General features: G+C 31.9%; 10 protein-coding genes. 9 read left to right on the top strand and 1 reads right to left on the bottom strand.

Annotation, left to right across the window (positions count from 1 at the left end; all coding sequences use genetic code 11):
- Positions 1 to 447: 447 nt before the first annotated feature.
- Positions 448 to 1,443, top strand: coding sequence for a hypothetical protein (locus ACA31_RS03760; RefSeq protein ID WP_253721357.1), 996 nt, complete (start codon positions 448 to 450; stop codon positions 1,441 to 1,443).
- A 64-nt stretch (positions 1,444 to 1,507) separates the two neighbouring features.
- Here ACA31_RS03760 and ACA31_RS03765 read toward each other — a convergent pair whose 3' ends face one another.
- A complete protein-coding gene (locus tag ACA31_RS03765) occupies positions 1,508 to 2,113 on the bottom strand; it encodes a hypothetical protein (RefSeq protein ID WP_253721358.1) in 606 nt (201 codons plus the stop codon).
- A gap of 692 nt (positions 2,114 to 2,805) precedes the next feature.
- Between ACA31_RS03765 and rbfA the strand changes: the two genes are divergently transcribed.
- The 8 genes from rbfA to ACA31_RS03805 all read left to right on the top strand — a co-directional run bounded on the left by rbfA (position 2,806) and on the right by ACA31_RS03805 (position 13,397).
- Complete coding sequence (gene rbfA / locus ACA31_RS03770; RefSeq protein WP_172793155.1) at positions 2,806 to 3,153, top strand: 30S ribosome-binding factor RbfA; 348 nt, start codon at positions 2,806 to 2,808, stop codon at positions 3,151 to 3,153.
- A gap of 128 nt (positions 3,154 to 3,281) precedes the next feature.
- Positions 3,282 to 4,199: a tRNA pseudouridine(55) synthase TruB gene (truB, locus tag ACA31_RS03775; RefSeq protein ID WP_057512040.1), complete on the top strand. Its 918-nt coding sequence runs from the start codon at positions 3,282 to 3,284 to the stop codon at positions 4,197 to 4,199.
- 13 nt (positions 4,200 to 4,212) lie between these two features.
- Positions 4,213 to 5,184 carry a riboflavin biosynthesis protein RibF gene (gene ribF / locus ACA31_RS03780; RefSeq protein ID WP_057512041.1) on the top strand — a complete coding sequence of 324 codons (972 nt, stop codon included), beginning with the start codon at positions 4,213 to 4,215 and terminating at the stop codon, positions 5,182 to 5,184.
- A 104-nt stretch (positions 5,185 to 5,288) separates the two neighbouring features.
- Positions 5,289 to 5,558 carry a 30S ribosomal protein S15 gene (gene rpsO, locus ACA31_RS03785; protein WP_021338745.1) on the top strand — a complete coding sequence of 90 codons (270 nt, stop codon included), beginning with the start codon at positions 5,289 to 5,291 and terminating at the stop codon, positions 5,556 to 5,558.
- 154 nt (positions 5,559 to 5,712) lie between these two features.
- Positions 5,713 to 7,812, top strand: a complete 2,100-nt coding sequence (gene pnp / locus ACA31_RS03790) for a polyribonucleotide nucleotidyltransferase (protein WP_057512042.1) — start codon at positions 5,713 to 5,715, stop codon at positions 7,810 to 7,812.
- Positions 7,813 to 8,231: 419 nt separating this feature from the next.
- Positions 8,232 to 9,905, top strand: coding sequence for a ribonuclease J2 (gene rnjB / locus ACA31_RS03795; RefSeq protein WP_057512043.1), 1,674 nt, complete (start codon positions 8,232 to 8,234; stop codon positions 9,903 to 9,905).
- A 304-nt stretch (positions 9,906 to 10,209) separates the two neighbouring features.
- On the top strand, positions 10,210 to 12,681 hold the full coding sequence (locus tag ACA31_RS03800; RefSeq protein WP_057512044.1) for a DNA translocase FtsK: 2,472 nt from the start codon (positions 10,210 to 10,212) through the stop codon (positions 12,679 to 12,681).
- A 2-nt stretch (positions 12,682 to 12,683) separates the two neighbouring features.
- Positions 12,684 to 13,397, top strand: coding sequence for a GntR family transcriptional regulator (locus ACA31_RS03805; protein ID WP_057512045.1), 714 nt, complete (start codon positions 12,684 to 12,686; stop codon positions 13,395 to 13,397).
- Positions 13,398 to 13,407: the final 10 nt, after the last annotated feature.

The following is a 13,407-nucleotide window of genomic DNA, read 5'->3' on the forward strand; positions in this document are numbered from 1 at the left end:
ATTTGTATATAAGATAGATAATTAATTCAGTTTATAATTTTATATTGGAAGTATAGTTGAATTTTTTAATGTAATTATTAATATTAAAGTGCTATCCAAAAGTAAAACATATAAGTATAATGATATTATTACATAAAAAACTAGCGATTTAGTTTATGGATTAAAATATAGCATGACTTAAATTTACAACTTCAATTAGAAATAGAAATATTAAACCCTCGTAATGATGGAGCTTACTTTAAAAATACTTTAACAAAACAATTTTCACAATAATTTAAAAAAGTAAATTGAATATTATAAAAGGGTAGCATATGTTTTTATAAATCATATATTTATTTGGTTGCGAATAAGTTAAAATATTATAGTGGGATTTTGGGATAACTATTTTACTGACACTCGTTGTCTATGTACTTAATTACAATTAAATTAAATAGGAGGTTATAAATGATGAGTGAATATTTAAGGGAAATCAATGAATTTTGGCAAGAATATTTGAAGCAATATAACTCTATTTATGATCAAAATACGTTAGAACAAATTATAAAAAATGATGATACGACAGCATTTTTACATCCACAGGATTTAGCATATTTTAAAGCGCATTTTGGGAATAACTTTTCTGAAATACCAAGATTTAAAAAAATGATAGATTTTGCAAATGGAAAAGTAATTATTGATAAAAATAGACAAAGAATTTTATTTGAAAACGCAGAAATAAACCCTGCTATAGCTAGACCCTATTTTGGCAACCCTGATTTAGCTGATATTGTTATATTAAAAAAGCAGCCCGAAAATGACTTTAAAATGTACGAACCTGATATACCGGAATCTGTAGTGATAGGTTATCGTCAAAGAATATTATTGGATATACAAGGTAGATTAACATTTAATGGAGAGAAACTGTTCTTACCCTATATAGATAAACATAGATGGTTTATGAAATATTTATATAACGCTGCTTCGACTTTAAAACGTTTTAATATTGACCCAAACAGAGTTATGGTACTTAATTTTTTCCCTTATCAATCGGGGCATACTGCAGGAATACCAAAAGATTTTTTAACATTTAAACATGGATTACCTTCTCAACGAATGAGTTTTGATTTGTTGTTGAAACTTTTAAACGATAATAAAACTCGGATATATATAGTTAGTGAGGAAGAATTATATATTTCGGTTTTGAAGAACTTTGCTCATAGTTCATTGTGTGACAACTTAATTGACCATTTATTCATACTCGCTTCAAAACAAAATCGCCATGTTACTTTATGCAATGTGTTAAGTTACCAAGAACACAAAATACGTTTGAGAAAAAAACAAGAACTGAGTAAAATAGAATATTACAATTGGAATAAAGAACAAAAAGAAAAACGAGAAAAAGGTAATTCAGATTTTTATAGAAAAATTAGCGCAATGCAAAAAATTGTAGCACATCAACACTGAAAGATTAATTATAAAAATGCCTATACTCAACTTAGAAGATGTCTAAGTCGAGTATAGGCCAATTTTAAATATAATAGTTTTTAAACAAAGTCTGGATATGTGCTTTGAACTCATCTACATAATGCTGCGGTTCTATTATTGTAATATATCGTGGATAGTCATATGCAATTTGTATACTTTCTTTTTTTGAAATAATAATATTTGCGATAGTTCCATAATCACTTTCGGTTGTGTCTATTATAATGAATTGTCTTTGAACTTCTGACCAAATAGGATTTTTAATGAGTATCTTTACCGATTGAATATCTGAAAAAATAGCTTTATCAAACACTTCATCAAGTTGGTCAATATTTATAATTGAAGCCAAATTTAGTATGTGTACTTTTCCTTGATACAAATAAGTAAACCAGTATTTGTTAGAAAAATATCTAGTATATATAGGTATTACTTTTATAGTTAAATTGTGACTTATATGTATTGCAACAAAGTTATTATTTTCAATTGCCAGTTGTATTCTAAAAATCAACGTGGTTTTACTCATCTCACGTGTCACTTTGAACTGGCTTAAGAGTTTGTTAGACAGTATTTTTTCAGCAAGATTAGAGTTTGCATTCAGCCCTCTAATGAGATTACAAGTATCTTCATGTATTATCGGTGTGAAATTTTTCATTCTAAATAGCAAGTTAAGTAATCTATTATTTTTAAATTTATATCTGTCGATGCTTAAACAATGTTTTTCAAAGTTAGTATCATATATTATTTTACCATCAAGACCACGCCATTCATTATCTTCATATAAAAAATTGTTAATATCACTAAAATCTCGTTGGATTGAACGAACATTGACGTTAAGTCGCTGGGCGAGTTCTTCTTTATTGAGTTTCTAAAAGCGGGTATAAATATATAAAAGTCTTTCTGGCTTTTCCAATCATTCACAACTCCTAAAATAAATAAACTTAATTATTAAGTTGTCTTATAGTATAACATTAAATTTATATAATGTGTAAAACTTTATAAAAATAATTTATAGATATAGCCAAGGTATTTGTATGTCAGAAAGCCTACTTAAAATAACAGTTGGGCATAATATTAAACACTTGAGAAATTTAAAATAGATTTTATTGACTATTAATGAAAAAATATTTCATATTATAACAGTTAGGAATTAAAATAATGCCCAAGTGTCATAATATGTTTATTTTTTGTTAATAATGTACAATATAAAGTGTACAGGACTCGAACAAAGCTTTTGAAAATATAAACAACTGAAATAATAAATTTGTTTGACGTTATGAAATGAACTGTCATATAATCTTTAAGTAAGGAAACATTTCCCGGACAAATAAATAGTGTGAGGTGAATATAATGAATATGAGAGCTGAACGTGTTGGCGAACAGATGAAGCAAGAAATTATGGATATCGCTAATAACAAAGTCAAAGACCCAAGAATCGGATTTTTAACGATTACAGATGTGCAATTAACAAATGATTTATCAATTGCAACGATCTATTTAACAGTATTAGGTAATGAGAAACAAAAAGAAGATACTTTTAAAGGGTTAGAAAAGGCAAAAGGTTTTATTAAATCTGAACTAGGTTCAAGAATGAGACTACGAATTATTCCTGAATTGAATTTTGAATATGATGGATCAATTGATTACGGAAATAAAATCGAAAGAATGATTCAAGATTTGCACAAAAAAGATTAATTATTATACCAAGCTGGAACAAAATCTCTTTAGATTTTATGTTTCAGCTTTTTTACATAACACAAAGCAAGCTGAGTCATGTTAATATGAGAGTAATGTAAAAAATGAGTATTAAAGGTGGCGTAAAGATGTATAACGGTATTTTGCCTATATATAAAGAACGTGGTTTAACAAGCCACGATGTAGTATTTAAATTGAGGAAAATTTTAAAAACGAAAAAAGTTGGACATACTGGTACTTTAGACCCAGAAGTATCAGGCGTTTTACCTATATGTATTGGTGGTGCAACTAAAGTTAGTGATTATATTATGGATATGGGAAAATCCTATAAAGCGACTGTTACACTTGGAAGTAGTACAACTACTGAAGATCAAACCGGTGAAATCCTTGAGCAAACACTTATTCATCAAGATGAAATTACAATTCAGGACATTGATCAAATATTGAATCAATTTGAAGGAACGATTACTCAAATACCACCGATGTACTCATCAGTAAAAGTGAAGGGTAAAAAATTATATGAATATGCGAGGAATAACGAAGAAGTAGAAAGACCAGAGCGACAAATTAATATTATGCATATTAAACGTACATCTGAGCTTCGCTTTGAAGATGAGAGTTGTCATTTTGAAATTTTAGTTGAATGTGGCAAAGGGACATACATCAGAACATTAGCGACAGATATTGGTAAAGCTTTAGGACATCCAGCACATATGTCAAAATTAACTAGAATTCAAAGTGGTGGATTTAATATAGATGAAAGTCTTACACTAAATGACGTTGCAGAATTACATGAGCATGACGCGTTACAAGAAAAGTTATTTCCTATAGAATATGGGTTAAAAGGTTTAAAACAAATTTTGATTTCAGATGCAATCGTAAAAAGCAAAATTTTAAATGGTCAAAAATTCTATAAAAGTGAATTTACAGCAACAATAGATACGATAGTGGTATTGGTAGATGTTACAGACAATAAAGTCTTAGCAATTTATGCACCACATCCCGAAAAAAATGATGAAATTAAGCCTAAGAAGGTATTTAATTAAAGGAGAAATACGCATGAAAGTGATAGAAGTAGCTCATCCAATTCAAGAAGATCAATATATAACAGAAGACGTTGCCATGGCTTTTGGTTTTTTTGATGGCATGCATAAGGGGCACGCGAAAGTATTTGATATTTTAGAGCAAAAAGCAAAATCATCCAATTTAAAAAAAGCTGTGATGACATTTGATCCTCATCCTTCAGTAGTTTTAAATCCTGAACGTAAACGCACCGATTATTTAACACCAATACAAGATAAAGTTGAAATATTAGAGTCTTATGGCATAGATTATTGTATTGTTATTAACTTTTCTTCTAAATTTGCAAATGTTCCCGCTGAAACTTTCATAGAAGATTATATTATAAAAAATAATGTTAAAGAAGTAGTGGCTGGTTTTGATTTTACATTTGGTAAATTTGGTAAAGGTAATATGATGATATTAAATGAAATGACTGAATTTAATACGACAGTTGTAAGTAAACAAGAAATAGAATCCGAAAAAATTTCGACAACTGAAATTAGAAAATCGCTTAAAACAGGGGACTTGCAAAAGGCTAATGAAGAATTAGATTATCTCTATCGTATTAAAGGGACAGTCGTGCAAGGTGAAAAACGTGGAAGAACAATTGGATTTCCAACAGCAAATGTTCAACCTAGTGGTGATTATGTGTTGCCTAAAAATGGTGTTTATGCGGTAAGTATGGAAATTGGACCGAATAAAAAGGTATATCGAGGTGTGGCTAATGTTGGTGTAAAACCAACATTTCATGATCCTTCTAAAGCTCAAGTAGTTATAGAAGTGAATTTATTTGATTTTAATGAAAATATTTATGGCGAGCGTGTCACTGTATTTTGGCATCATTATTTAAGACCAGAAATTAAATTTGATGGAATAGATCCTTTAGTAGAACAAATGAATAAAGATAAAGAAAAAGCGAAATACTTACTATCGGTTGATTTTGGAGACGAAATATCATATAATATTTAAGTCGAATGTGTTTTACACATTTAAGGCACCTTTATCTTGGCAGTCCGATTCTCCAACGGTTCGCTCGGTTAGAGGCGCATAAAATTAAAAGGAGGAAATTGACTATGGCAATTTCACAAGAACGTAAAAATGAACTAATTAAAGAATATCGTACACACGAAGCGGATACTGGATCTCCAGAAGTACAAATCGCTGTGTTAACTGAAGAAATCACTACATTAAACGAACATTTACGTCAACACACGAAAGACCACCATTCACGTCGTGGACTATTAAAAATGGTAGGTCGTCGTAGACATTTACTTAACTATTTACGTGACAAAGATGTACAACGTTACCGTGAATTAATTAAATCATTAGGTATCCGTCGTTAATTTTAAGGTGGATATTGATAGGGAAAGAACCTTCAGGGTCCTTTCCCTTTTTTATAATCTAGAAAGCATATTATTTAAAAAGTAATATACTAATATAAAATTTTTCTGAGAAATGATATGATGTAACTAATAGATATATGAGAGGAGATTCGTAATGTCTCAAGAGAAAAAAGTTTTTAAAACTGAATGGGCAAATAGATCATTAACGATTGAAACAGGGCAACTTGCTAAACAAGCTAATGGTGCCGTGCTAGTTCGTTATGGCGATACAGTAGTATTATCTACTGCAGTAGCTTCAAAAGAACCACGCGATGTTGACTTTTTCCCATTAATGGTAAATTATGAAGAAAAAATGTATGCAGCAGGTAAAATTCCTGGTGGATTTAAAAAACGTGAGGGGCGTCCAAGCGACGAAGCAACATTAACTGCGCGCTTAATAGACAGACCAATTCGTCCACTTTTCCCTAAAGGATATAAGTATGATGTACAAATCATGAATACCGTATTAAGTGCTGATCCTGATTGTTCTCCAGAAATGGCAGCAATGATAGGTTCATCTATGGCACTTAGTGTCTCGGACATTCCATTCCAAGGGCCTATTGCTGGTGTGAACGTAGGCTATGTTGATGGCGAATACGTGATTAACCCAACTGTTGCACAGAAAGAAGTGTCGCGTCTTGATTTAGAAGTTGCTGGACACAAAGATGCTGTAAACATGGTTGAAGCAGGCGCAAGTGAAATTACTGAAAGTGAAATGCTTGAGGGAATCTTCTTTGGTCATAATGAAATACAACGTTTAGTTAATTTCCAACAAGAAATCGTTGATCACATCCAACCAGTGAAAAAACCATTCACACCTGTTGAACAAGACGAAGCGCTTTCAGAAAAAGTGAAACAGCTTACTGAAGCCAATGGTTTGAAAGAAGCTGTATTAACATTTGATAAACAACAACGTGATATCAATCTTGACACATTAAAAGAAAAAGTCGTTGCAGGATTTATGGATGAAGAAGATGTTAACAATGCTGCACTAATTAAAGATGTTCATGGCATTTTAAATAGTTTAGTTAAAGAAGAAGTAAGAAGATTAATTGCTGAAGAAAAAATCAGACCTGATGGTCGTAAATCAGATGAAATTCGTCCACTAGAATCAGAAGTTGGCGTATTACCAAGAGTACATGGTTCTGGCTTGTTTACGCGAGGTCAAACACAAGCACTATCTGTGTTAACATTAGGTTCAATGAGCGAATATCAAATTCTAGATGGTCTTGGTGAAGAACAACAAAAACGCTTCATGCATCATTACAATTTCCCTAACTATTCAGTTGGTGAAACAGGTCCAGTTCGTTCTCCAGGACGTCGTGAAATTGGTCACGGTGCTTTAGGTGAACGTGCATTAAGTCATGTTATTCCAGATACTAAAGATTTTCCTTATACTGTAAGAATTGTGAGTGAAGTATTAGAATCAAATGGTTCTTCTTCACAAGCGTCAATTTGTGGTTCTACGTTAGCCTTAATGGATGCAGGTGTTCCTATTAAGGCTCCAGTAGCCGGCATTGCTATGGGGTTAGTAACACGTGATGATAGTTATACTATTTTAACGGATATTCAAGGTATGGAAGATGCTTTAGGTGACATGGACTTTAAAGTAGCGGGTACGCCTGAAGGTATCACTGCAATACAAATGGATATTAAAATTGATGGTCTAACAAAAGAGATTATTAGAGAAGCTTTAGATCAAGCACGAGAAGGTCGTTTAGCTATTTTAGATCATATGCTACAAACAATTGATACAACACGTGGTGAGTTAAGCGCGTTTGCACCTAAAGTTGTTACGATGACAATCAAACCTGAAAAAATTAGAGATGTTATTGGACCTGGTGGTAAGAAAATCAATGAAATCATTGATCAAACAGGTGTGAAACTTGATATTGAACAAGATGGTACAATCTTTATAGGCGCTGTTGATAAAGATGCAATCGCGGAAGCGCGTAGTATCATAGAAGACATTACACGTGAAGCTGAAGTTGGCCAAGTATATGAAGGCAAAGTAAAACGTATTGAAAAATATGGTGCATTTGTTGAATTATTCCCTGGTAAAGATGCTTTAGTTCATATATCACAAATTGCAAATGAACGTATTGATAAAGTAGAAGATGTATTGAAAATTGGAGATACATTTAAAATAAAAGTAACAGAAATTGATAAACAAGGTCGCGTGAATGCGTCTCATAAAGTACTTTCATCAAATTAATATAAAATAAAAAATCGAATTTATTAGAAACTAGTAAATGATATGAATCGCGTTACGATAGAATGTTTCCTGTTCTATTTTTAAACTGCTTTCATATCAGAGTATACTGGTTTCTTTTTTTATTTAATTCAAGTGAAAATATTAGCAGAATTATATCGTGAATAATTGAATATATAAGTGTATAAGACTAAATTTTAATTTTTGGTGAAGTTATAGTTTCTATATGTTGTAAAATGTGAATGTGAAGACATAAAACAAAACATAGAAAATATCGACGATTCATAAGCAATTGTTTATTTATTGATATCAATCCCGAACTATTTATAGTAATTACTTTAATAGTGTACATAAAGTCTATTTTAACTTATAATATACTATGAGTTTATATATGGACGGGAATTTAAATAGGAGGTAACATTTTGAGTTTAATTAAGAAAAAAAATAAAAATATTCGTATAATTCCACTTGGCGGAGTTGGAGAAATTGCGAAAAATATGTATGTCGTTGAAGTAGACGATGAAATGTTCATGTTAGATGCTGGACTGATGTTCCCAGAAGATGAAATGCTAGGTGTGGACATTGTAATTCCTGACATTCAATATGTCATTGACAATAAAGAAAAATTAAAAGGTATATTTTTAACGCATGGTCACGAGCACGCTATTGGGGCTGTCACATATGTATTAGAACAAGTAGATGCACCTGTGTACGGTTCTAAACTAACAATTGCGTTAATTAAAGAAAATATGAAAGCACGCAATGTTAATAAAAAAGTAAGATATTATACAGTGAATAATGAATCAGTTATGCGTTTTAAAGGGGTAAATATCACATTTTTCAATACAACGCATAGTATTCCAGACAGTTTAGGTGTATGTATTCATACATCGTATGGTGCCATCGTTTATACTGGTGAATTTAAATTTGATCAAAGTCTACAAGGTCATTACGCACCAGACTTGAAAAAAATGACTGAAATAGGTGAAGCAGGTGTGTTTGCGCTCATCAGTGATTCCACTGAGGCAGAAAAGCCAGGTTATAATACACCAGAAAATGTAATTGAATCACATATGTATGATGCGTTTACTAAAGTTAAAGGCAGATTAATTGTTTCTTGTTACGCATCGAACTTTATACGCATTCAGCAAGTATTGAATTTGGCACAGAGGTTGAATAGAAAAGTTTCTTTCCTAGGCCGTTCATTAGAAAGTTCATTTAATATCGCTAGAAAGATGGGTTATTTCGATATTTCTAAAGACTTATTAATTCCAATTAATGAAGTTGAAAACCATCCTAAAAACGAAGTTATTATTATTGCAACTGGTATGCAAGGTGAACCAGTAGAAGCATTAAGTCAAATGGCTCAAAAGAAACATAAAATAATGAATATTGAACAAGGGGATTCTGTATTCCTAGCAATTACTGCTTCTGCAAGTATGGAAGTCATCGTCGGTAACACGCTAAATGAATTGGCGCGTGCTGGTGCAGAAATCTTACCTAGTAGTAAAAAAATACACACTTCAAGTCATGGTTGTATGGAAGAATTGAAAATGATGATCAACATTATGAAACCAGAATACTTTATACCTGTAAATGGTGAATTTAAAATGCAAATTGCTCATGCAAAATTAGCGAATGAATCAGGCGTACAACCTGAGAAAATCTTCCTTGTGGAAAAAGGAGATGTCGTTAACTATGATGGTGACGAAATGATTTTAAATGAAAAAGTGAATTTTGGTAATGTACTTATCGATGGTATTGGTGTTGGAGACGTAGGAAACATCGTTCTGAGAGATCGTCATTTATTAGCAGAAGATGGTATCTTTATTGCGGTCGTAACACTTGATCCGAAAAACAGACGAATTGCAGCTGGACCAGAAATTCAATCTAGAGGTTTCGTTTATGTTAGAGAAAGTGAAGCTTTATTAAATGAAGCTGAAGAGAAAGTACGTGAAATCGTTGAACTAGGACTACAAGAGAAACGCATTGAATGGTCTGAAATCAAACAAAGTATGCGTGATCAAATTAGCAAATTATTATTTGAAAACACGAAACGTCGTCCAATGATTATTCCAGTTATTTCCGAAATTTAATAATTTCCAAACTAAACAAAGAGGTTAAGACAAACGCTTAGGTAAACATATTTAAAAGTAGATTGCAGTTGATTGTTATATCTTAAATATGACATGCAAGCAAACTTTAAATCCATTCAAAGCGCACATTGTCTTACCTCTTTTATGTTATTATAGAATACAAATAAACTTTTTTATATAATCATACTTATATAAAAAACTGGATACATATTTTTTACGATGAATAAAAGTGATTCACATAACAATCAATGGGGATATGACTAAATTAAAATTGAAATCAGAGTTAGAAAAGTAGGTGTGGAACGTGGCACAAACAAAAAAGAGAACTACAACTAAGAGAAAACCAACAAATACAAATAAGAAGCCATCAAATACAAGAAAGAAAACAACAAATAAAAAGAAAAAACAAAGCGACAGTCCTATGAGATATGTTTTTGCTATTATCGTCTTTGTATTAATTGTACTAGGCACGTTTCAACTTGGTATTATTGGAACAATGATAGATAGTTTCTTAAATTATTTATTCGGTAATAGCCGTTACTTAACCTATATATTACTATTGATAGGTACAATATTTATTACTTATTATAAAGCTTTACCGAAGACAAGACGTACAGTAGGTGCTTTTATATTACAATTTGCACTATTGTTAGTGACACAAATCTTTTTTTACTTTACTAATAATGCACAAGCGCAAAGAGAACCGGTATTATCATTTGTCTATAAAGCTTATGTACAGACAAACTTTCCTAGTTTTGGTGGAGGATTAATAGGGTATTACTTATTAACTTTATTCACGCCTTTAATTTCTATTGTTGGTATTATTATTGTGACAATTTTATTGATTGCTTCAAGCGCAATTTTACTTTTAAAACAAAGTCATCGTGATGTGTCGAAGATCATATTTGAAAAGATGAAAATTAAAGGTCAAGATGCTTCAGTAAAATTAAAAGAAAAAAGAAAACAAAACAAAATTAAAAGAGATGCTAAAGTGCGTGTGAAAGCAGAGAAAAAAGCTGAATTGCAAGCTCAGCAAGCTACCACTCAAGATGAATCGAATAATGAAGTTAAAGATGTAAGTGATTTACCTGAAGTTTCAAGTTCAACTACAGAACAACAACAATCCATACCTATATTTGGGCATGGTGATAACGATGATGACAGCGCTCAATCTACGCAAAATAAAAAATATAAACGCAGTCAGCGTATGTTAGATCAAGAAGGCACAAATGGGATAATGCCATCACAACAAAGTTCTAAAGAGGAACAAGTTTCATTAGATCAGTTGATAGATGACTCTGAGCAACCGTCAGATGAAGATGGTGCAAATTCCATATCTGAAGCAGGTGAGGTAGAAAACGAAGCATATACAATACCACCGCTTTCCTTACTCAATCAACCTGCTAAGCAAAAAGCTACATCTAAAGCAGAAGTACAAAAAAAAGGACAGTTACTAGAAACAACCCTCAAAAACTTTGGTGTTAATGCTAGAGTGACTCAAATAAAAATTGGTCCAGCAGTGACGCAATATGAAATACAACCTGCGCAAGGTGTGAAAGTAAGTAAAATCGTTAATTTACATAATGATATTGCTTTAGCACTTGCTGCGAAAGATATCCGTATAGAAGCGCCTATACCTGGTCGTTCAGCTGTCGGTATAGAAGTGCCGAATGATAAAGTATCACTCGTTTCATTAAAAGAAGTATTAGATGAGAAGTTTCCTGCAAAAAACAAATTAGAAGTTGGATTAGGTAGAGACATTTCAGGTGATCCAATTACAGTTGAATTAAATAAAATGCCTCATTTACTTGTAGCAGGTTCTACCGGTAGTGGTAAGTCAGTTTGTATCAATGGCATTATTACAAGTATTTTACTTAATGCTAAGCCACATGAAGTAAAACTTATGTTAATTGATCCAAAAATGGTAGAGTTGAATGTATATAACGGTATACCTCATTTGCTTATACCTGTTGTGACAAATCCGCATAAAGCATCACAAGCACTAGAAAAAGTAGTTGCTGAAATGGAAAGACGTTATGATTTATTCCAACATTCTTCAACTAGAAATATTGAGGGCTATAACGAAGCAATTAGACGACAAAATATGGAACTAGAAGAGAAAAAATCTGAGTTGCCATATATTGTGGTAATTGTTGATGAATTAGCAGATTTAATGATGGTTGCAGGTAAAGATGTGGAAAATGCAATTCAACGTATTACTCAAATGGCACGTGCAGCAGGTATTCATTTAATTATTGCAACACAACGCCCATCTGTAGATGTTATAACTGGTATAATCAAAAATAACATTCCGTCAAGAATCGCTTTCGCTGTGAGTTCACAAATTGACTCTAGAACGATCATAGATAGTGGTGGTGCAGATAAGCTATTAGGTAAAGGTGATATGTTATACGTTGCAAATGGTGGTTCTACAAGAACACGTGTGCAAGGTGCATTTTTAAGTGATCAAGAGGTACAAGATATTGTTAATTATGTTGTTGAACAACAAAAAGCGAATTATGTTAAAGAAATGGAACCAGACGCACCAGTTGAAAAATCAGAAATGAAAAGTGAAGATTCACTTTATGATGAAGCATATATATTTATAATTGAACAACAAAAAGCAAGTACATCCTTGCTACAAAGGCAGTTTAGAATTGGTTATAATCGAGCTTCAAGATTGATGGATGATTTAGAACGGAATCAAGTTATTGGACCACAAAAAGGTAGTAAACCTAGACAGATACTTGTGGATTTAGATAGTGATGAGGTGTAAATATGGAACTTACTTCTGTATATAAAGTTAAAGAGTGGATGATTCAACAAATTAAAGAAGATAAATTGAGTCCTGGAGAGCCATTGCCAAGTAATTTAGCAGTGGCTAGAACACTAAATGTTAAAACAGATGACGTTTATGATGCTGTGGATGAATTGATTACAGAGCAAGTATTATCTAATAATTTAGGGGAAGGTGCGAGTGTTAAATCACTGCACCCATTCTTCTATCCTTTAGGTGAACTTGTAAGTATTAGTCAAATGATAGAACAACAAGGCTTTAACGCTAGAACAGAATTTATAAGCTTAGATGAAAAACCAGCTACTTCATTGGATGCATTAAGATTAAACATTCCTGATAAAGCTTCTGTGACCATTATAGAGCGTGTCAGATTGGCAGATCGACAACCAGTAGTATATTGCTTAGATAAAGTGCCCGCTGATGATTTAACGTGTGCACAGTATCAAAATAGTGATGAATCTTTATTAAATGCGATTGAAGTTTATGCTAATAAAAAAGTTGCCTATGCAAATACAGAAATTGAGGCAATTAGTTATGAACCTCATATCTCGGACGTGCTAGACGCATCACCGCATGAAGGGCTCATGCTTTTGAAATTAATACATTATGATAACGATGATCAACCAATACTTTATTCTTTTAATTATTTCAAAAGTAGTTTAGTAAAATTTAAAACGGTTAGAAATAGAATATAAAAACAAAATT

This window comes from Staphylococcus sp. NAM3COL9 (assembly GCF_001431205.1).
Classification (GTDB): Bacteria; Bacillota; Bacilli; order Staphylococcales; family Staphylococcaceae; genus Staphylococcus.

What these genes read in the sequence shown, in the direction of transcription:
- ACA31_RS03760 (WP_253721357.1), top strand. Translation starts at nt 448, where the DNA reads ATGAGTGAATATTTAAGGGAAATCAATGAATTTTGGCAAGAATATTTG.
- ACA31_RS03765 (WP_253721358.1), bottom strand. Translation starts at nt 2,113, where the DNA reads ATGAAAAATTTCACACCGATAATACATGAAGATACTTGTAATCTCATT.
- truB (WP_057512040.1), top strand. Translation starts at nt 3,282, where the DNA reads ATGTATAACGGTATTTTGCCTATATATAAAGAACGTGGTTTAACAAGC.
- ribF (WP_057512041.1), top strand. Translation starts at nt 4,213, where the DNA reads ATGAAAGTGATAGAAGTAGCTCATCCAATTCAAGAAGATCAATATATA.
- rpsO (WP_021338745.1), top strand. Translation starts at nt 5,289, where the DNA reads ATGGCAATTTCACAAGAACGTAAAAATGAACTAATTAAAGAATATCGT.
- pnp (WP_057512042.1), top strand. Translation starts at nt 5,713, where the DNA reads ATGTCTCAAGAGAAAAAAGTTTTTAAAACTGAATGGGCAAATAGATCA.
- ACA31_RS03805 (WP_057512045.1), top strand. Translation starts at nt 12,684, where the DNA reads ATGGAACTTACTTCTGTATATAAAGTTAAAGAGTGGATGATTCAACAA.